Raw genomic sequence first — 19,538 nt, 5'->3', positions numbered from 1 at the left:
ATGAACCCAGCAAGCCAGCCGGGCACCGAAACGCACGACGATGACGTCAAGGTGCTGCATAGCATGGGCTATGCCCAGCAACTCTCGCGACGCATGGGAGTTTTCTCCAACTTTGCCATTTCCTTTTCAATCATCTGCATCCTCTCCGGTGGCATCAACTCGCTGGCCCAGGGCACCTCGGGCGCGGGGGGTGCATCCATCGGGATCGGCTGGCCGATCGGCTGCCTGATCTCCGGGGTATTCGCCATGGCCATGGCGCAGATCTCCTCGGCCTACCCCACCGCCGGCGGCCTGTACCACTGGGGCTCGATCCTGGGCAACCGCTTCACTGGGTGGCTGACCGCTTGGTTCAACCTGCTGGGGCTGGTCACGGTGCTGGGCGCGATCAACGTCGGCACCTATTACTTCTTTTTCGGCGCCTTCGGACCGGCACTGGGCATGGAGGACACGACCACGGTGCGGGTGATTTTCCTGGCGATCCTCACCGGCGTGCAGGCCTTGTGTAACCACCTGGGCATCGGTCTGACCGCCAAACTCACCGACTTCTCCGGCTACCTGATCTTCGCCACGGCGCTGGCCCTGACCATCGTCTGCCTGATGTCGGCACCGAGCTATGAGTTCGCACGGTTGTGGACCTTCAGCAACTATTCCGGCGAGGCGGGCGGCAGCGTCTGGCCGCAGGTCTCCAACGGCTGGATCTTCATGCTCGGCCTGCTGTTGCCGATCTACACCATCACCGGCTATGACGCCTCTGCGCATACCTCCGAGGAAACCCGCAACGCGGCCATGTCGGTGCCGCGCGGCATGGTCATGTCGGTGGTCTGGTCGTTGCTGTTCGGCTGGCTGATGCTCAGCGCGTTCGTGTTGATGCTGCCGAGCATGGACGAGGCGGCCAAGCAAGGCTGGAACGTGTTTTTCTGGGCGATGAACACCCAAGTCAACCCGACCTTGAAACTGGTGCTCTATGTGGCCATTTTCATCTCGCAGGTGCTCTGCGGCCTGGCCACCGTCACCTCGGTTTCGCGAATGATCTTCGCCTTCTCCCGGGACGGCGGCCTGCCCTGCTCCAAAGCCCTGTCCTCGGTCTCGCCGACCTTCCGCAGCCCGGTGGCGGCCATCTGGACCGGTGCCACCCTGGCCGTCCTGTTCGACTGGGGCTCGTCGGTGATCTCGGTCGGGGCAACGCCGGTCTACACGATCGTGGTGTCCTGCACGGTGATCTTCCTGTTCTTCTCCTTCGCCATCCCCATCGTGCTCGGCCTGTTCACCTATGGGACGTCGAAGTGGCCGACCATGGGGCCGTGGAACCTGGGACGCTTCTGGTACTCGGTGTTCGCCGTGCTCTCGATCCTGTCGATGATCATCATCTTCGTCATCGGCATCCAGCCACCGAACGATTGGGCGTTGTACATCACCATCGGCTTCCTGGTCCTGACGGCCATCGTCTGGTTCGGCTTTGAAGCCCGGCGCTTCCAGGGGCCGCCGGTGGGCGACATGATCGTCAGGCGCCAGGCTGAAATCGCCGCGGCGGAAGAGGCGTTGAACCGAAAATAGAGCAAGCAATGGGTAACCTGTAGGAGCGAGCTTGCTCGCGATGGACTTAAGAGCGCCGCGTTTAGCCATTAAACACGCGTTATCGTTAACGTCCATCGCGAGCAGGCTCGCTCCTACAGTGTCCCGGCGCTGATCAGTCGGGTTTTTTTGCACGCTGATGAATTATCCTGTGCCTCCCCGATTTCACCCCGGAGACACCTGTGCCCGCCCTCACCGCCCGCGAGGTTTACCAGCAGTTGCGCGACATCGCCCAGGGCATTCGCACCTTCAAGCGAGTCGACGGCGCCAGCGAGTCCGGTCATGTCCAGGTCGACATCGACGGCTGGCGCCTGACGCTCGAGGTCGACGCCGGCCACTTGCGCCACTGTCTGCGCGGCCAATGCCCCGATGGCCGCGAGTATGCGTTCGACAGCGGGCAACGCTTCGGCACCGATCCGGTGAGTTTGCTCAGCACCTGGGAACTGGCGCAGATTGAACGGCTGCTCGCCTGAATCCTTCGCAACCTATCGTTCCCTGGCCGCACTTGTGATACACAAGCCGGAGTGATTTCTGCGTCCAAGGAGATTTCGTCCATGCCCCGTTCCCCACGCCTGCCGCACTGGCTGGCCTGTACCCTGCTCGGCTTGTTCGCTGGCGGCGCCCAGGCCGGCACCACGCCCCCGGCGCCCGATGCCTTGCAACCGCTGCTGGCGACGATGAATGAGCGTTTGTACATCAGTGAGCTGGTGGCGCTGACCAAGTGGGACAGCGGCAAGCCGATCCAGGACAACGCCCGGGAGGCGCAAGTCATCGCCAACGCGCGCAAGCAGGCGGCCCAGCGCCAGCTCGACCCCGATGATGTTGCCAACCTGATCGCCGCCCAGATCGAAGCCAGCAAACTGGTGCAGTACGGCCGGCTCGCGCAATGGCAAGCGGCGCACAAGGCACCGGATACGCCACGGCCGGACCTCAACAACCAGATCCGGCCGAAGCTCGACACCCTGCAAAACCTGCTGCTCAAGCAGTACGCCGCGTTCCTGCCCTACCGCAAAGACCCGAACTGCCCGCAATGGCTGGCCACCGAACGCTCCGCGCTGATCAAGGATTACCTGCATGGGCAGGCGATGATTCGGGCGACGGGGGAGCTGTGTGTTGTGGGTCGATGACAGCGAAATGATCCTGATGCAGAGCCCGGCCCGGTCAGCCGGGCTTTTTCATGGGCGGGTCCAGCAATGTAAAACACCCTTTACATCGGTGAAATGCCGGGCGATTATGTAAAGGGTCTTTTACATCAGGAGAATGCGATGAAACGCTATTACATGGAAATGGGCGCAGCGACGGCGCTGTACTCGGTATTGCTGGTTTTGTCGGTCATCCTACTCAAGGATCAGCAAGAGATGGCCATGGCGCTGAAGGTCATCATCACGCTGCTGCCGGTGATTCCTGCGGGGCTGATGTGTTGGGCGGTGGTGCGCAATATGCGCACGCTGGACGAAATGCATTTGCGCATCCAGTACGAGGCGCTCGGTTTTGCCTTTGCCGCTTCGGCATTGCTGACCTTCACTTATGGTTTTCTGGAGAATGTCGGTTTTCCACACGTGTCCTGGGTCTGTGTGTGGCCAGTGATGGGCCTGATGTGGATGGTCGGGCTCAGACTTGCCAAGCGACGCTACCAATGAAAAACCGGCTCAAGGAACTGCGCGCCGAACGCAAGTGGTCGCAGGTCGATCTGGCGGCGTTGTTGAATGTTTCGCGGCAGACCATCAATGCCATCGAAAATGGCCGCTATGATCCCAGCCTGCCCTTGGCGTTTCAGATTGCCCGGGCGTTTGCGCTGCCTATCGAGAGCATTTTCGATGACGAGTTCGCCGGCTGATCACCCTCTTTCAATCAGGCAACTGCCCATGAGCCATACGGAAACCCTCGCCAAAATCCTCCTCGGCCCGGTGTTGCTTGCGCAAGGCCTGTACACCCGGCGGATGACGCCAAAATTGCCGGAGGCCGAAGGTGAACGCCAGGGCAATGCCGGCAGCGGCGAGGTCCTGCGTTTGTTGATTGTCGGCGACAGCGCCGCGGCGGGTGTGGGTGCGGCGACTCAAGGTGAAGCCCTGAGCGGTCGGCTGGTCGAGCGCCTGGCCGATGATTATCAGGTGTCGTGGAAACTCTGGGCGCGCTCCGGTCTGGATTCCCAAGGGTTGCTGGAGCTGCTCGAACAGCATCCCCCGGAGCCGTTCGATGTGGCGCTGTTGTCGATCGGCGTCAACGATGTCGCCAGCTCACTCACCCTGGATCAGTGGCTCGCCCGGCAACGGCGCTTGATGGCGCTGTTGTGCGACAGGTTTGCGGTGCGGCAGATTGTCGTGTCGCCCCTTCCGCCGATGCACCTGTTCCCCGCCCTGCCGCAGCCGCTGCGCTGGTTTCTGGGGTTCCGGGCGCGTGTTTTCAACGCACATCTGGCGGATCTGGCAGATCGAATGGATCAATGTACGATGCTGAGCACCCCGCTGGTGCCCGAACCGGGCCTGATGGCCAGCGATGGCTTTCATCCGGGGCCGCTGCTTTACCGGCAATGGGCCGACGATGCCGCCAGGGTCATCGACCAACGCTTTCGCACCACAACAATAAAAACAGGAGTTGAAGATGTCTGAGCTGAACCTGAACCCCAATGTCGCCGCGTCGCTGGAGCAGTGGCACACGATGATCGGCAACCGCGACTTGAGCGGCCTGCCCGCCCTGCTCGATCCGCAGGCGGTCTTCCGTTCGCCGATGGCGCACACGCCGTACCCGGGGGCGCCGGTGGTGTCGATGATCCTCAACACGGTCATGAACGTGTTCGAGGATTTTGCCTACCACCGCGAACTGGCGACGGCGGATGGCCTGAACGTGATTCTCGAATTCAGCGCCAAAGTCGGCGAGAAAGAACTCAAGGGCATCGACATGATCCGCTTCAACGAACAGGGCAGGATTGTCGAGTTTGAAGTGATGGTGCGGCCGCTCAGTGGCTTGCAGGCGTTGGGTGAGGAGATGGGGCGGCGCCTTGGGGCTTACCTGAAAGCCAGCAAGACCTGATTTACCTGATTCACCAAATATCCCTGTGGGAGCGAGCTTGCTCGCGATAGCGGTGGGTCAATGAACAACCTCTTGACTGACACTCCGCCATCGCGGGCAAGCCCGCTCCCACAGGTTCTTGTGTTTAATCTGAAATCGGGGACAAACCGTTAAACCAGCGGCTGATGACTGGTCACGCAGTGAATCCCGCCGCCACCCGCGGAGATCGCGTCGATGTCGAGCTGCACCACTTCGCGGTCCGGGTAGAGTTCGGACAGCAGGTCGAAGGCCTTGGCATCCGCTTCCTTGTCGCCGAACTCAGGGGCGATGATCGCGCCATTGATCACGAAGTAGTTGATGTAGCCGGCGGCGAAGTCCGGGTTGTCCTTGCTGAACCGGCTGTTGCGCGGGTTCAGCGGTGGCGACACGGTATGCACCTGCAATTTGCGGCCATCGGCATCCATGGCGTTTTCGAGGATCTGCAGATGAGCGCGAGTGACCTTGTAGTCGTAGGACTCGGGGTCATTGTCGAGGTTGGCGATGACCACGCCGGGCTTGACGAAGCGCGCATAGAAGTCGACATGGGCGTCGGTGATGTCCTTGCCCTTGATCCCCGGCAGCCAGATGATTTTGCGCAGCCCCAGCCGTTCTTTCAGTTCGGCCTCGACATCGGCCTTGCTCCAGTCCGGGTTGCGGTTGCGGTTGATCCAGCTGCTTTCGGTCATGATCCCGGTGCCATGGCCATCCACTTCGATCGCACCGCCCTCGCCCACCAGTTCGCTGCGCTGGTAATCCGCCTTGGCGTTTTCGGCGACCTGGGCGGCCAGTTGCGCATCCTCCTCATGCTGCTGTTTGTTGCCCCAGCCGTTGAAGTTGAAATCCACTGCGCCGAGACCGCCGTTGCCATCGACGACAAAATTGGCGCCGGTGTCGCGCATCCAGATGTCATCCAGCTCGGTGATCACGAAGGTGGTGTTGTGGCTGCCGCATTTGGCTTCGGCCAGGCGCCGCTCGCTCTGGCGACAGAACACGGTGACCGGCTCGTATTGGGCGATGCTGCGGGCGATCCGCCCAAGGGCCTCTTGCACGTGGGGGGTGAAATCTTCCCAGATCGCGGCCTGTGCGCCGAAGGCGATGAAGGCCCGCTGGTGTTTGTCACCCTCATCGGGCATGTACCAGTTTTCTTTGCCGGCCGCGCGCACCGGCAGGGAGGCAAAGCCCAGTCCCATGGACGCCACTGCGCCCAGTCCGGCGATGACCGATGCCTGCTTGATGAATGTTCGACGTGTCGGCATGTGTTTTCCTGAAATCGGGTGTTGGTCGACCCTGAGGCCGACCGGTGATCAATTGACCGTAGCGGTCTTGAACTTGGTCCAGGTGCGCATGCGTGCCCGCATGTCGGCCTGGGGAATGTCCTTGCCGGGAATCAGCCGCGCGTAGGTGGCTTCATCGAGGTAGATGTCCGGGTTGTTGCGCATCGCCGCATCGACGTCCGGCCGCGCCTTGGCGTTGGAGGTCGGGTAGCCGGTGAAGTTGCTGATCGCCGCCATGTTTTCCGGGCGCATCACGAAGTTGATGAAAGCGTAGGCGTATTCCGGGTGACGGGCGTCGACGGGAATGGCCATGGTGTCCATCCACACCGTGGTGCCTTCGCGAGGAATGCGGTAGTGGAAGGTGGTTTTCTTGCCGGCGCTGTCGGCCGTGCGCTGCGCCTGGGTCATGTCGCCGCTGTAGCCCAGGGACATGCACAGGTTGCCGTTGACCAGGTCGGTCACCGGTTGCGACTGGAACTTGCGAACGTACGGCCGCATCTTCATCAGCAACTCACTGGCTGCCGCCAGGTCTTGCGGTTTGGCGCTGCGTGGATCGCGACCCAGGTAATTGAGCACCACCGCCAACACTTCGTCTGGCGAGTCGATCATCGAGATGCCGCAGTCGGCGAATTTGGCCGCCAGCTCCGGCTTGAACAGCATGTCCAGGCTGTTGACCGGCGCGTCCGGCGCACGCTGGGCGATCTGCTCGGCATTGTAGGTCAGGCCGATGGTGCCCCAGGTATACGGCACCGTGGCTTTGCTCGAATGCTCATAGTGCGAGCGCAGCTTCTGCAAACCGGGCTCGACGTCGTTCAGGGCGGTGATTTTCGACTGGTCAAGCGGTTGCAGGCTGCCGGCGCGCATCAGGCGTTCGGCCACGGTGTCACCGGGGAAGATCAGGTCGTATCCGCTGCCACCAGCGAGCATTTTTGCCTCAAGGGTTTCGCTGCCGTCCATGACGTCATAGATCACCTTGATCCCGGTTTCGGCCGTGAACTTGCTCAGGGTGTCCTCGGCAAAATAATCGGCCCAGTTGTACAGCCGCAGGGTTTTCTCCTCGGCGTGCAGCACAGGCACTGCACAGCTCAACGCCAGGCCCATGGCCAGGCACAGCTTGTTGATCGTGTTCATGTCACACCCCTTGGGTTGCCCAGCGTGAATGGATCTGACGACCGTCCTGGGTCAGCAAGGCGCCGTACATGTCCGGACGGCGATCGCGGTAGATGCCCCAGGTCAGGCGGTCTTCGCGCATGGCCGCCAGGTCCAGGCTGTGCACCAGCACGCCGGTGCTGTCGCGGTCGGCTTCGGCGAGCAACTTGCCTTTGTGATTACAGATGAACGACGAACCGTAGAAGCTCATTTGCAGGGTCGGATCGGTGGTCGCCGCTTCCCGGCCGACACGGTTGGCCGCCACCACCGGCAGCAGGTTGGCGGCGGCGTGGCCACGCATGGTCATCTGCCAGTGATCCCGCGAGTCGAGGGTCGCGCAGCCCGGTTCCGAGCCGATGGCCGTGGGGAACAGCAGCACTTCGGCGCCCATCAAGGCCAGGCAGCGCGCGGTTTCCGGGAACCACTGGTCCCAGCAGATGCCCAGGCCGATGCGCCCGAACGCGGTGTCCCAGACCCGGAAACCGCTGTCGCCGGGGCTGAAGTATTCCTTCTCCTGGTAGCCGATGGCGTTGGGGATGTGGGTCTTGCGATACACGCCCAACAGGCGCCCGTCGGCGTCGGCCACGCTCAACGAATTGAAGTAGGCATTGCCGGCCTTCTCGTACCAGCTCAGCGGCAACACCACGCCGAGTTCCTTGGCCAGCGCGGCGAAGCGCTTGAGCACGTGGCTGTCGCGATACTCCTCGGCCAGCGCCAGGTGTTTGTGGTGTTGCTCGATGCAGAAATACGGCGTGGCGAACAGCTCCTGCAACAGGATCACCTGCGCGCCCTTGGCTGCGGCCTCGCGGACCAGTTGCTCAGCCTGGTCGAGGTTGTGTTTGAGGTCCCAGGTGCAGGGCATCTGGGTGGTGGCGATAGTCAGCAGCGTCATGGCATCAACCCCGCACCGGCCAGGCCGGCTGCTGCTGGGTGATGCAATGCACACCGCCGCCGCCATGGGCCAGATGGTTGATCCGCACCGGCACCACTTCGCGCCCGGGGAATGCCTGCGCCAGCACTTCGGCCGCGACCTTGTCGGCATCGATGCCATAGGCCGGCATGATGATCGCGCCATTGGCAATGTAGAAATTGGTGTAGGAAGCGCAGAACACTTCGGCCTCGGTGTCCACCGCATCGCTGGCCTCATAAAGCTCGATCAGCTCGAACTTGCGGCCCTGTGCATCGGTGGCCAGTTCCAGGGCGCGGCGGTTCTCGCGGGCCACTTCGGCGTACACCGATTGCTTGTCGTGGGTGGCGTCCACCAGCAGCACGCCGGGACGGGCGAAGGCGCACACGCCATCGACGTGGCCGTCGGTCATGTCGCCGGTCACGTAGTCCGGATCGCCCGGCAGCCAGATGGTTTTCTTCACGCCCAGCAGGCGGGTGAAGATCTCTTCGATCTCGGCCTTGGTCACGCCCGGGTTGCGGTTGGGGTTGAGCAATACCGATTCGGTGGTGATCAACGTGCCCTCGCCGTCCACATGAATGGCGCCGCCCTCGTTGCTCAGCGCCGTGCCGAAGCACTCCAGGCCCAGGTGGTTGAGCGCACGGCGGGCCAGGCTTTCGTCCAGATCGTGGGCCGACTTGCCGCCCCACGCATTGAAGCGCCAGCTCACACCGGCCAGGCCCTGCTGCGGATGGCAGACGAAGCTCGGGCCGGAGTCGCGGCACCAGCTGTCGTTGACCGCCAGTTCGATCAACTCGACGTTCGGCCCGCACCAGGCTTTGGCGCTGGCGACGGCTGATGGATCGACCACCAGTTTCACCGGTTCGAAGCGGGCGATGGCGTTGACCACGCGGGCAAAGTCCTCTTGAACCTGCGCCAGCGTCACCCGCCAGCCGGATTCCCAAAGGGTCTTGTTATGCGGCCAGACCATCCAGGTGGCGGCATGGGTGACCCACTCGGCCGGCATCATCCAACCACTGTCTTGAATAACGTTCTGCTGCATGACAAATACCTCTGAGTTAAGTCATTGTGTTCAATGAAAACGCCCTTGGCGGTCTTGGCATGCATGCTACGGCTAGCAAAACGGGCAAACAAACGATGGATTTTGCAGGCAACTGATTAGAGGAGCTTATCAATATGCTCAAACACTGGCCGCCCCTGAGCACCCTGCGCGGCTTCGAAGCCGCCGCCCGGCTGGGCAGTTTTCACAAGGCCGCCGAAGAGTTGCACCTCACCCAGTCGGCGATCAGCCAGCAGATCCGCAGCCTTGAGGCGTACCTGGAACAACCGCTGTTCCATCGCAGCGGGCGCAGCGTCAGCCTGACCGATGCCGGGCACGATCTGCTGAGCACCACCCAGGCGCTGTTGCAGCAACTGGCGGTAGGGATTCGCCGGTTGGGGCAATACCAGAAGCCCAATCAACTGGTGCTCAACACCACCCCGGCCTTTGCCCGGCACTGGCTGTTGCCGCGCCTGGGGGATTTCCGGCGCCAGCATCCGCAGGTCGACCTGTGGATTTTCAGCACCGATGAAGTGCCGGACATGGCCAGCCAGACCATCGACCTGGCGGTGCGCGACGACATCAGTTCCCAGGCCGAATGCAGCTTCAAGGTGCTGCATGCCGACCGCCTCTACCCGGCGTGTCACCCGAGCCTGATGGCCTTGCCGGCAGAACAACGCACCACCCTGCATGGCGAGCGGGAAATGGACTGGAGCCACTGGGCGGTGGAGTCGGGAATTGATGTGGGGCAGATGGATCAGGGGCTGAATTTTTCCGATCCGGGTTTACTGCTGGACGCGGCCTGCATGGGGCTCGGCATTGCGCTGGTCAGCCAGTTGCTGAGTCGACAGGCGCAAGCCAACGGGCTGTTGCAGCCGATGGTGGAGCAAACCATCCGCGGTCCGAACTGGGCGCTGCTGACCCATCGTGACAGCGAGAACATCCCGATGGCGCGGGCCTTCACCGGGTGGCTGGCCGACAATCTGGCGGCTGCTTGATTACTGCGCCGGGAAGGATTGCAGATAGGCCAACAGGTCTTCGATCTTCTCCGGATCGCTGAGGCCCCAGAAAATCATGCGGGTGCCGGGGACGACTTTCTTTGGCGCTTCGAGATAGGCGATCAGGGTGTCGCGGTCCCAGACCAGGTTGGCGGATTTCATCGCGTCGGAATACACGTAGTCCGTGGTGACGGCGGAGTGGCGACCGATCACGCCATTGAGCTGCGGGCCGAAGAAGGCCCGGGCCGATTCGCCAATCTGGTGGCAGCCGCTGCACAGGCGCTTGAACACTTTCTCCCCGGCCTGGGCATCGCCTGCAGCGGTGGCGGGCGTGCTCAGCAGGAGGGCCGAGGCGAAGGTCAGTGCGGCGATGGTTCTCATGTTGCGATTCCAGGGGGGTGATGCGGGGTATTGGAACATGCGGGATGGGGATTGCCCAAATTGGCAGATGACGCTGTGAACGTGCTGGCTTTTTTCATTTCGCTTGCGAACCAAGCAAGAACGGCAATCCGACTTATTTCAACTTTCGTCGTCTTTCTCTGTATTACTTGTAGGAAGTCTCCTGTTCGTTCCGCAATGTCTTGAATTGCCTCCAAGCCCACGTACTTTGTGTTCGCCCACTCTTTTCCGAGTCGGTGCGACTCATACAACCACAGCACGTGCCTGCCTAGCGCGTGAATAGACACGGAGTGCGTGCAATGGCAAAGGGATACTTTATTCGCGAAAGTAACAAGACCACCTGCGGAGGCAAAGTGTGGAAGGCGATACTCTCGTCATGATGTTTGGCTTTGCACACGCGCGCGACGGGGGCCGGGGTTTCCAGGGTAAAAGGCAATAGAACCTAGGTGATCTGTGACAGTGTCTCATTTTTTAATGGTGGAGCAATATGTACTCTCGGTGTTTCAATTTCTCAGTATACCGACTGATAAAAGGCTGTGCGCTCACAACGCTTTTTATCGCACCGGATTTAGCTTATGCAGCCATTACTGAAGAGGAGATGGAGCTTAATTGCCTTAAAGTCGATAAATACGCAACTGAAGGAGGGAGGTATTACGGGCTTAAGCAATATCCTAAGGCTAGGAGTCAATACGAGTTACAGGTCGGCTGGTCGGAGAGCTGTCAGCTTGACGAAGATAAAATTGCTATGGCCTACAACAACGTAGCTCTTACCTACGTACATGAAGGTGATATTCTTAGGGCCAAGGCATGGCTGAATATCTTGCCAAACGACAAAAGGTCAACCTTTAATCTAAATAAAATTAATAACAACATAAAAACCGCAGTAGAAGAATTGTCTTCTGAGCCAGGAGGTCAGTACTGGAGGTATTCAGGGGCTGCGTTATGGAATAGCATAATTATCAAGCCTCATGGTCGAAATTACAAAATTGATTTTTTTGGTTTTTACGCCGGCCTAATGGCAATGTACGGAGGACCCAATTCTGGAGAGTTCTCAACAGTGTTAGAGTTTAAAAATGGCAAGGCTCACTACGCAATGAATGATGATAATGAGGGCGACTGCCAGTATGACTTTGATATTGATGATGAACTACTCACTGTAACGCGAGTGGCAGGCGGGTCTTGCGGATTTGGTCATAACGTGAGCGCTGAAGGCATTTACCACAAAGTTGAGTCGTGAAATCTAATTCTATCATTCTTAAAGTGTTTTAAATATTTTTCATGGGCGAAAGTTATCTACACCATCAATTGCCGCACCGTCGTATTAACTGGCACAACTGCGTTAGTGATAACTATAAAGAGCAAGATTAATCAAATGGTAATATTTGCTCATTGGAAAGCATCTTACTACATGAACAATTTGTTTGCGTTCCTGCCCTATGCTGCCCTAGCTTTGCTTGGCCAAATAAAGATGCATAGGGCTTATTGGAAAAAACTTAAGTGAAGGAGGATCGAGAGTTGATGCCTCGTGGAAAAGCAATGTTGGTAGCAAAAAAATGCAAAAATTGCAGCATGACGAACGAGGGAGGTGTGGCGCGAATTAAAAACGGGCTCTGTTATAAATGTAGAAAGTCGTTGCACGATGCGAGTACGCCTAACAAACTAAGGAAGCCCCCTGCAAGACTGAAAGTCGCACTCATTGCTATATCCACTTGTTGTTTGCTACTAGCCACTTATTCAATTTACAACAACCATATTGTACTGCCTTATGGGGGAGGTCGTGGAAAATCCAGATTATTGAAATTCAATGGTTTGGGGATTGCAGCCCCAGCGCTGGCATTGATTATGTTCGCCGTTGGTTTATTGGCTATTACTGCATCTATTAATTATCGCTTTTCCAACAAGAAAGTTTGCGAGAGCATAATAGGGTACAGCCTGTGTGCAGGGATTTTTTTGTATTGGATATCTATTTTCTTTGCTGATGATATAAATCATAGGTGGACATTTTAAACAGCGGGAGCTATTCGCATTTTTCAATTACAGCGCGACTGCTAGTGCCCGTTCTGCCATCGGGTGTTTCGGGGTGCCAGAAACCCTAATCCCTTCGGCATTGCATTGCTCACTAACAGCGCGAATATTTTAACTCATTTAAAATTCAACATCACGACCGCTATCCCACCCCAGAGTAGAGCAACAACCAGCATTCCCGCATAAATTTTCAGCAGCCGTTTAAGGTAGTGAGGGAATTTTTTTATTTCAGCCTCACTCACTTCCCCATACCGGATATGAATCCGAGGCATCAGCACGATACCAGCAACCTGTGTAAGTACTGCTATCCTGCCAAACCACCCCTGCCGCCGAAGACCCTCCCCCCAAATATAGATAAAACGACTCGATTTCAAGTTATCCATCATCGAGTTCAGGTGACGCCTACTCAGATATAAACTAAATACAAAACTTACGCAGCTCAGCAGAATTGGGCCAGCTAGAAACCAGAAAGCCAGCCATGACTTCCAGAACCCTTCGCATGTCATTGCCAGAATTTCTCGTAAATTATTTCACCTATTCCCTCACCTGTTCTTTCGCCAGTTTTTGTTCCGTAATAAGCACCTACTCCGACTGTCGTAGCAAGACAGATAACGCCACCAATTCCTGTAGCCTCCAATAGCAGGCAAACCGGACGAGCAGTAATTGAAGCGCCTGCCGCTCCGGCCGCGCCCAAAGCGGTAGCTCCAAAAAACTTGCCTCCTTCCGTGAACCTGACCCTCTCGCAAGCTGCTCCCGAATCGCCAACGCAAACCTCTTGAATTGCCAGTAACGAAGAAACCGCGCCAATTCCAATACCGATATAGCCGCCGTTCTGCATGTACTTGGCTGCCCGGCTTACGGCATTCACATGATTGGAATACCCCGGGATATGTCCTGGCCCGCCGGCCTTGTCCCAATGATGCACCAGACTGCGAGTGGAAATGCCGAGCGCCGTTTTCAACTTGGGGTGATCACCCAAGGTAGTCTGGCCTCGTAAACGAGTGGAATTCAGCAGGTGTGCATCCAACTGGGTGAGCAGGTGCTTGCGATCGGCGAAAAACGACGGCGATCGCAGGTGGCCGTGCTGACGGTAATTATCCTGATGCAGGCGCTCAATTTTCTGGAGGATGTCACGCAGGCCGCCGAGATGCTTTTCCATTATCGCCGCGCTGACGCCAAGCACGGTTGAGCTGTCACCGAGATAATTCGCAATCTCCCCCGCATGGCGATGCATGAAGTCGGCTTCTCCCGGCGTCAGCGGGTCGAGGGCCGTCTTGACCTCTTGGGCGACCTGCATCAACCGGGCTTCCTGATAAGTACAGGAGGTGTTGTTCGGATCGCTCAACACGATCATCGAACCTGCCTTGATATCTCCTGTACCAGGGTTGAGCGCATTGAACTTGCTCATCACTGCAGCGGAGCGCGAAGGGAATAGAGTCGCTTCCAGCTGCTCGCGGGTCATGCTGTTGGGGACGACGTAGAAACCAGGTTCCGCTACATCGACTGTAGTGAATACGGGAGGAACGGGTTGGTTGGACGGCGCCAAAGCGGATTGACTCGGTGCTGCCGACTGAGGGGTTGCTGCGGGCGCTGTCGGTTGTGCAGCTCGCGTGGCAGGCTGGGATGCAGGGCTAGCGGCATTCCTGTAGCTCGCCGTTTCTACCGAGTGAATCAAGCGTGCCTTGCAGGGGCAGTTACTGTAGCTGTCCAGCGTACCCGCCATGCGCTTTCCATGGCTGATCATGTGGGAAATGCCGCCGACGATCTGATAGATCCCCTCGCTCTTGCCGCAGGTCACCCGGTCATCTTCCTTGGCATGGGCAACGCCGTACATCATGATCCGGGTGTCGCCATCCAGGACGGTGCCACCGCAGGTGGTCTTGTCATTCAGGCCGATGTAATAACCTTTGCTCATGGGTTGTTCTCCTTTTCATCCGGTCGGGTCCTGTAAATTTTCCGACCGTGGGTGGTGGCCGTCAGCGTCTTCTCCTGCTGAACGACCGGTCCTGAGGCTCTCTTTCGGCGCCTCGCTTCGTTGTTCAATCGGCGATGGCGGGCAGGAAATCCTCATCCATCGGCACACCCTCACGCACATGAAAAATACAGGCGCCCTGGGGTGTGTTGATGATCTGATCGCCGTTGCCCAGCAAGCTGCCTACCAGCGCAACATTACCGCTGGCGTCACCACTGCCGGTAACGATCTGCGCCGTACTGCCATCGGCATAAATGGCGTGATCGCCTTTGTGCGCAAGGCGCACAGTCCGACCATCTTCCAACGTAATTTCCACCGGTACTGCACCTCGCTGAATCACTCCACCGTCACGGGTTTGGCTACCCTCGGTAGCGAAACGGAATATGGCGATGGTGGGATGGGCCTTGATGAGAGATTCCTGCTGACGAACAATCGCTTGGGATTGCTCAGCAAATTGTGCAATTTGCTGCTCAGTGAAATCGGGGCCGTCGAGACTGCGCAGAAACTCAGGGGAAACTTCGTTGGTATACATGGGGCTCAGGGGTCCATTCATTTTCGAGGTTCCTTTTCCTTGGGATATGGCGCCACTTCCCTCAGGCAGGATCGCTAAAGGAATGACGGTAAAGACGGCGCTGGGAAACTAGCAGGTCGCGGCCTTGATGAAAGGGCCGGCGGGTGGAATAGGAAGTTTCGCGGAGTTAATTAGCCTTTTCCTACAGCAGAGCTTTTGTGGCGACGCTGGTTTGATAGGCGCTCCCACAGGGTGTTTTCCAATAGGATTTAGCCCCGGACGGATTTCAGTGTCTGCTCATCAATCCATGCAGCACGCCGAACCGCAGACCCGGTTCCGACGCAATCATGTGCGTGATGCCGAACACCTTGAACGCCGCGAGCATCAACACCAGGCCGCCGGGCAAAATGCTCAGGCGATGGGTGGGCAGGCCCGCCAACTTGAGATGCTTCACATGTTTGACTTCCAGCAGGCGCAACGACAGGCGCAACAGGCCGCCGTAGGTGATGCCGCTCTGGTCATCATCATTCAAGCCGTTGGCCTTGAGCACCTTGGCCAGCATCCGCGCCGTCCCTGATGAGCCGATCGCCTGCTGCCAGCCCATGGCGCGATAGCGGCGGGCAATGCGTTCGAACTGCACCGTGGCCGCGCGCTCGGCCTCCAGCAACGCTTGGGCCACGATCCGCCCGCCATGGAAGTAATGCGCGCCGAAGGTGCCGCTGCCGATGGCAATGCTTTCGGTGACCAGCAACTGGTCGCCACGACCGATGATCATCTCCGTGGAGCCACCGCCGATATCCACCACCAGCCGCGTGTTTTGCGCCGGCAAGGTGTGGGCCACGCCGGCGTAGACCAGTTGCGCCTCTTCGTGACCGGAAATGACGTCGATGCGAAAACCCAGATGCCGCTCGGCACTGGCCAGGAACAGCGGCGCATTGTCTGCTTCACGCACCGCACTGGTGGCCACCGCCCGTACGCGCCTGGCCTCGAAACCGCGCAATTTCTTGCCGAACCGCGCCAGCGCCTGCCAGCCCCGGTCCAGCGCCAACTCATCAAGCGCCCCGCCCTGCAGGCCTTCGGCCAGACGCACCGGTTCACGCAAGGTCTTCACCTCCTGGATGACCATCTGCTGGTTGCGCCTCACCGACTGGCCAATCATCAGGCGGAACGCATTGGAGCCCAGGTCGATGGCGGCAAACAGCGGGGCGTCTTTCATACGGGGTTCCTTGCACATTCATCTGCCGGCAGGCTGGCGGCCTGCCGGGCACTCGAGACGGATTGCGAGGATGTTGCCATGGCTTCGATGACACCCAGATGACACCAGTGGCCATCACCAATTCGTAACAAACTGTGACCAGGATCGGCTATGCCACCCACGACCCGAGTGCTCACCATGCTTTCCCTTCAGGACACCTTGATCCAGCGCATCCACCGCGAGCTGCTCGATATCAGTGACGAAGAGCTGGAACTGGAATTATCGGAAGACGGACACAACCTGGACGCCCTGTTCGATGAACACATCGAGGATGGCAGCGAGAAAGAGGCCCGGCGCCGCTACTTCGCCGAACTGTTCCGCCTGCAAGGCGAACTGGTGAAATTGCAGAGTTGGGTGGTCAAGACCGGGCACAAGGTGGTGATCCTGTTCGAAGGCCGCGATGCCGCCGGCAAGGGCGGTGTGATCAAGCGCATCACCCAGCGCCTCAACCCCCGGGTTTGCCGGGTGGCCGCCCTGCCCGCGCCCAATGACCGCGAACGCACGCAGTGGTATTTCCAACGCTACGTTTCGCACCTGCCCGCCGCCGGGGAAATCGTCCTGTTCGACCGCAGCTGGTACAACCGTGCTGGCGTGGAAAAGGTCATGGGGTTCTGCAATGACGACCAGTACGAAGAGTTCTTCCGCACCGTGCCGGAATTCGAGCGCATGCTCGCCCGTTCCGGCATACAGCTGATCAAGTACTGGTTCTCGATTTCCGACCAGGAACAGAACCTGCGCTTTCTCAGCCGCATTCACGACCCGCTCAAGCAGTGGAAACTCAGCCCCATGGACCTGGAGTCGCGCCGCCGCTGGGAGGCGTACACCAAGGCCAAGGAAATCATGCTCGAGCGCACCCACATCGCCGAAGCGCCATGGTGGGTGGTGCAGGCCGACGACAAGAAGAAGGCCCGCCTCAACTGCATCCATCACCTGCTCAGCCAGATGCCTTATGAAGAAGTCGAACTGCCGATGATCGAACTGCCCCAGCGCGAGCGCCAGAAAGACTACTCACGGGGACCTGTACCGCAGGAAATCATCGTGCCGGAGGTTTACTGACTCAACACAATTAGTCGGCAGTCAGCGAATTAACGGCATCCTGATGAATGGCCATCAAGCCGTCATCGAATCGTCATGAAGCGGGCGCCATACTCCAGTCATCCAATGCGTGCTTGAACTTTCTGCTGCCTCTCCCGGCGGCTTTTTTTTGCCTGAAATCCGGCTTACAGACACTCCTGCGCCGCACGCTCGAACGACGACGGCACAAACGCCGACGCCAGCAGCTTGCGCTCGTACAGGAACACCTTGCCGCCGCTCGAGGCTTTATAGGTTTCAAGCACGTTGTCCGCCGCCACTTTGCTCGATACGACGATCCGGTAGCTGCGCTGGGTCTGCGACACCGTTGGCGCCAGTGCATCGTGCTGCAACTTCGGCACCACGCAATGGGTGTATTCCTCGGGCGACTTGCTGGTCTGCAAGGTCATCGTCGGGTCGTTCGGCGTGGCACAACCGGCCAGCAGCAGCGAAGCGATTGCCAGAGTCGGGGTGAAAAAAGTGCGCATCAATCAGGTCCTGGAATAAATCGTTGGATTGCCCGCCGCTCAGTGGACGTCGGGCCAGTTAATTCGTTGTTGCAGTCAATCTGGCCGTTACCAACACCTTCAGCGACGCATCGAACTGTTTCAGCGCAGTCAGTTGCAGGTCGCGTTGCTGTTCGATTTGCGTGGCAATCTCGGGGGCGGCCTTGTCATGCACCCACACCGACGGCAGTTGTTTTTCCACCGCGCCTTCGGCCTTGCCGATGTATTGCAGGTTGGCGTCGTAGAACCGCGCGGCGAAACGCGCTTCGACCCGGTCGTTACGCTGGGTCAGCAACTGGTTGTGGGTATCGAGCATTACCACTACATCGGGATGCGCCTGCACCAGCGCATCGAGGTTGTCGTAGACCGTCACCGACAGAAAAGTCTTGTGCAGCGAGCTCATCAGCCAGTCGATGGCCAGGTCCGGATCGGAGCTGTCGACGAATGCCTGGCGAATCCGTGCATCCAGTGCATTCTTCGCACCGTTCAGCGCGACCGAGTGGTATTGCTCAAGGTATTGCAGGTTCTCCACGGTGTTTTCGCTGTAGAGCACCCCGACCGTCTGCCCGTATTGCAACCCGCCCTGGCTGCCGGTGATGGGCGGCAGATGGCAGGCGCGTGCGTCCTCGGCAAAGGCCGATGCGGTGGATGCAACACTGCCCAGCAACAAGGCAATCACAGCCAGTCGGGTCAAGATTTTCATCGCGCAGGTTCCTTGAGCAGCGTGTTCAATGCAGGCGATTTTCCGCCTTTGCGCAAAAAACAGAACTTGCGATGCTTGATGGTGACTATTGACTGAACCAATAGTGCATCTGGCGCAAACTTACCGGTCGATGTCGAACAAGCGGCTGTGCCGGGCGCCCAGGGTTCATTAGAGTGGCGTCTGCACTCAAAACCCGATCAAGGAATGGAACAATGGTGACCTGCTACCTGAAATACGTGCTCGATCCCTACCAGCTCGAAGCCTTCGAGCACTACGGCAAGCTGTGGATTCCACTGGTAGAGAAATTCGGCGGCCAGCACCACGGCTACTTTCTGCCGTCCGAAGGCGCCAACAACATCGCCCTGGCGCTGTTCACCTTCCCGAGCCTGGCGGCGTACGAGCATTACCGGCAGCAGTCGATGAACGATCCGCAGTGCATCGCCGCGTTCAAGTACGCCGAGGAGAAGAAATTCATCCTCAGCTATGAGCGTTCGTTCATGCGGCCGGTGTTTGGCTGACAGGATCGCTGGGTCAGTCTTTTTTCAGATCCAGGCAGTAGGTGTAGTAACCGGGGTCGCGCACCCAGCCCAGGGATTCATACAGGTGCTGGGCGGTGAGGTTGTCGGTGGCGGTTTCCAGGGTCATGCCCTTGCCGCCGGCCAGCCTGGCAAAATCCCGGGCGGTGTTCATCAGCAGCGTGCCGACGCCTTTGCCCCGGGCGGCGGGTGTGGTGAACAGGTCACCGAGCAGCCAGGTGCGGTGGGCGTCGATCGAGGAAAAGGTCGGGAACAGCTGGACGAAGCCGAGGTCTTCACCGTCGCTGTCCCGGGCAAGAAAAATCACCGACTCGTCCCGGGCCAGTCGCTCGGCGATGAAGGCGCGTGATTGCGCAAGGTTCGACGGCTGCTCGTAGAACATCCGGTAGGCGTCAAACAAAGGGGCGATCTGGTCGATGTGCGATGCGTCGGCGCGCAGGGCCTGAATAGCCATGAGGGTGCTCCATTGCGGTCTCAAGGAATTACAGACTAGCAATGACGAAGGACCAGCGACGGATAATTTGTCCCGACGAAGATCAACTGTAGGAGCCGGCTTGCTGGCGATCCAGTCGG

The 19,538-nt window shown here is 58.9% G+C and carries 24 protein-coding genes; 12 read left to right on the top strand and 12 right to left on the bottom strand.

The features are described 5' to 3' along the window. From EI969_RS24750 to EI969_RS24720, 7 genes are all read left to right on the top strand, one after another. A complete protein-coding gene (locus tag EI969_RS24750; RefSeq protein ID WP_160390102.1) occupies positions 1-1,554 on the top strand; it encodes an amino acid permease in 1,554 nt (517 codons plus the stop codon). Between the two features lie 200 nt (positions 1,555-1,754). After that, positions 1,755-2,045 (top strand): hypothetical protein, encoded by a 291-nt coding sequence (locus EI969_RS24745; RefSeq protein ID WP_160390079.1) that lies wholly within the window; start codon positions 1,755-1,757, stop codon positions 2,043-2,045. An 81-nt stretch (positions 2,046-2,126) separates the two neighbouring features. Further along, the gene (locus EI969_RS24740; RefSeq protein ID WP_160390078.1) at positions 2,127-2,699 is read left to right on the top strand and encodes a chorismate mutase; all 573 of its coding nucleotides are present in this window, start codon (positions 2,127-2,129) and stop codon (positions 2,697-2,699) included. Positions 2,700-2,837: 138 nt separating this feature from the next. After that, on the top strand, positions 2,838-3,212 hold the full coding sequence (locus tag EI969_RS24735) for a hypothetical protein (RefSeq protein ID WP_160390077.1): 375 nt from the start codon (positions 2,838-2,840) through the stop codon (positions 3,210-3,212). After that, on the top strand, positions 3,209-3,409 hold the full coding sequence (locus EI969_RS24730) for a helix-turn-helix transcriptional regulator (protein ID WP_007988375.1): 201 nt from the start codon (positions 3,209-3,211) through the stop codon (positions 3,407-3,409). Before EI969_RS24735 ends, EI969_RS24730 begins: the two co-directional genes overlap by 4 nt. A gap of 28 nt (positions 3,410-3,437) precedes the next feature. Next, positions 3,438-4,181 carry an SGNH/GDSL hydrolase family protein gene (locus EI969_RS24725; RefSeq protein WP_160390076.1) on the top strand — a complete coding sequence of 248 codons (744 nt, stop codon included), beginning with the start codon at positions 3,438-3,440 and terminating at the stop codon, positions 4,179-4,181. Then, complete coding sequence (locus EI969_RS24720) at positions 4,174-4,602, top strand: nuclear transport factor 2 family protein (protein WP_160390075.1); 429 nt, start codon at positions 4,174-4,176, stop codon at positions 4,600-4,602. Before EI969_RS24725 ends, EI969_RS24720 begins: the two co-directional genes overlap by 8 nt. A 149-nt stretch (positions 4,603-4,751) precedes the next feature. Here EI969_RS24720 and EI969_RS24715 read toward each other — a convergent pair whose 3' ends face one another. Genes EI969_RS24715 through EI969_RS24700 form a run of 4 tightly spaced genes read right to left on the bottom strand, consistent with a single transcriptional unit; the run spans position 4,752 to position 8,992 of the window. Further along, entirely contained in the window at positions 4,752-5,876 is a 1,125-nt protein-coding gene (locus EI969_RS24715; RefSeq protein WP_160390074.1) for an agmatine/peptidylarginine deiminase, read from the bottom strand. A 48-nt stretch (positions 5,877-5,924) separates the two neighbouring features. Next, positions 5,925-7,025, bottom strand: a complete 1,101-nt coding sequence (locus tag EI969_RS24710; protein WP_160390073.1) for an extracellular solute-binding protein — start codon at positions 7,023-7,025, stop codon at positions 5,925-5,927. A gap of 1 nt (position 7,026) precedes the next feature. Further along, positions 7,027-7,935: an N-carbamoylputrescine amidase gene (gene aguB / locus EI969_RS24705; RefSeq protein WP_160390072.1), complete on the bottom strand. Its 909-nt coding sequence runs from the start codon at positions 7,933-7,935 to the stop codon at positions 7,027-7,029. A gap of 4 nt (positions 7,936-7,939) precedes the next feature. Further along, a complete protein-coding gene (locus EI969_RS24700; protein WP_160390071.1) occupies positions 7,940-8,992 on the bottom strand; it encodes an agmatine/peptidylarginine deiminase in 1,053 nt (350 codons plus the stop codon). A 134-nt stretch (positions 8,993-9,126) separates the two neighbouring features. On the opposite strand from EI969_RS24700, the gene EI969_RS24695 reads away from it, so the two are divergent. Further along, positions 9,127-9,987 carry a LysR family transcriptional regulator gene (locus tag EI969_RS24695; protein WP_160390070.1) on the top strand — a complete coding sequence of 287 codons (861 nt, stop codon included), beginning with the start codon at positions 9,127-9,129 and terminating at the stop codon, positions 9,985-9,987. Here EI969_RS24695 and EI969_RS24690 read toward each other — a convergent pair whose 3' ends face one another. Beyond that, complete coding sequence (locus tag EI969_RS24690) at positions 9,988-10,368, bottom strand: c-type cytochrome (protein ID WP_160390069.1); 381 nt, start codon at positions 10,366-10,368, stop codon at positions 9,988-9,990. Positions 10,369-10,873: 505 nt separating this feature from the next. Here EI969_RS24690 and EI969_RS24685 point away from each other — a divergent pair. After that, positions 10,874-11,623, top strand: a complete 750-nt coding sequence (locus EI969_RS24685; protein WP_160390068.1) for a tetratricopeptide repeat protein — start codon at positions 10,874-10,876, stop codon at positions 11,621-11,623. Positions 11,624-11,904: 281 nt separating this feature from the next. Then, positions 11,905-12,393 carry a hypothetical protein gene (locus tag EI969_RS24680; RefSeq protein ID WP_160390067.1) on the top strand — a complete coding sequence of 163 codons (489 nt, stop codon included), beginning with the start codon at positions 11,905-11,907 and terminating at the stop codon, positions 12,391-12,393. A gap of 134 nt (positions 12,394-12,527) precedes the next feature. Here the strand turns inward: EI969_RS24680 and EI969_RS24675 are convergent, their stop codons facing one another. The 4 genes from EI969_RS24675 to EI969_RS24660 form a co-directional block, all read right to left on the bottom strand. Next, the gene (locus EI969_RS24675) at positions 12,528-12,794 is read right to left on the bottom strand and encodes a hypothetical protein (RefSeq protein WP_256678360.1); all 267 of its coding nucleotides are present in this window, start codon (positions 12,792-12,794) and stop codon (positions 12,528-12,530) included. Positions 12,795-12,913: 119 nt separating this feature from the next. Continuing rightward, positions 12,914-14,326, bottom strand: a complete 1,413-nt coding sequence (locus tag EI969_RS24670) for a PAAR domain-containing protein (protein WP_160390065.1) — start codon at positions 14,324-14,326, stop codon at positions 12,914-12,916. Positions 14,327-14,450: 124 nt separating this feature from the next. Beyond that, a complete protein-coding gene (locus EI969_RS24665; RefSeq protein WP_256678359.1) occupies positions 14,451-14,915 on the bottom strand; it encodes a hypothetical protein in 465 nt (154 codons plus the stop codon). Between the two features lie 265 nt (positions 14,916-15,180). Next, complete coding sequence (locus EI969_RS24660) at positions 15,181-16,110, bottom strand: Ppx/GppA family phosphatase (RefSeq protein ID WP_160390063.1); 930 nt, start codon at positions 16,108-16,110, stop codon at positions 15,181-15,183. Between the two features lie 177 nt (positions 16,111-16,287). Between EI969_RS24660 and ppk2 the strand changes: the two genes are divergently transcribed. Beyond that, positions 16,288-17,205, top strand: coding sequence for a polyphosphate kinase 2 (gene ppk2 / locus EI969_RS24655; protein WP_160390101.1), 918 nt, complete (start codon positions 16,288-16,290; stop codon positions 17,203-17,205). A 164-nt stretch (positions 17,206-17,369) separates the two neighbouring features. On the opposite strand, the gene EI969_RS24650 is transcribed toward ppk2, so the two are convergent. Continuing rightward, complete coding sequence (locus EI969_RS24650) at positions 17,370-17,708, bottom strand: hypothetical protein (RefSeq protein ID WP_160390062.1); 339 nt, start codon at positions 17,706-17,708, stop codon at positions 17,370-17,372. A 58-nt stretch (positions 17,709-17,766) separates the two neighbouring features. Continuing rightward, positions 17,767-18,429 (bottom strand): ATPase, encoded by a 663-nt coding sequence (locus EI969_RS24645; RefSeq protein ID WP_160390061.1) that lies wholly within the window; start codon positions 18,427-18,429, stop codon positions 17,767-17,769. Positions 18,430-18,641: 212 nt separating this feature from the next. On the opposite strand from EI969_RS24645, the gene EI969_RS24640 reads away from it, so the two are divergent. Further along, complete coding sequence (locus tag EI969_RS24640) at positions 18,642-18,947, top strand: NIPSNAP family protein (protein WP_103395532.1); 306 nt, start codon at positions 18,642-18,644, stop codon at positions 18,945-18,947. Positions 18,948-18,960: 13 nt separating this feature from the next. Here EI969_RS24640 and EI969_RS24635 read toward each other — a convergent pair whose 3' ends face one another. After that, on the bottom strand, positions 18,961-19,419 hold the full coding sequence (locus EI969_RS24635) for a GNAT family N-acetyltransferase (protein WP_160390060.1): 459 nt from the start codon (positions 19,417-19,419) through the stop codon (positions 18,961-18,963). Between the last annotated feature and the right edge of the window lie 119 nt (positions 19,420-19,538).

The organism is Pseudomonas sp. PB101, assembly GCF_009764265.1.
Lineage (GTDB): Bacteria > Pseudomonadota > Gammaproteobacteria > Pseudomonadales > Pseudomonadaceae > Aquipseudomonas.
This window is presented reverse-complemented; position numbering and strand designations above follow the sequence as displayed.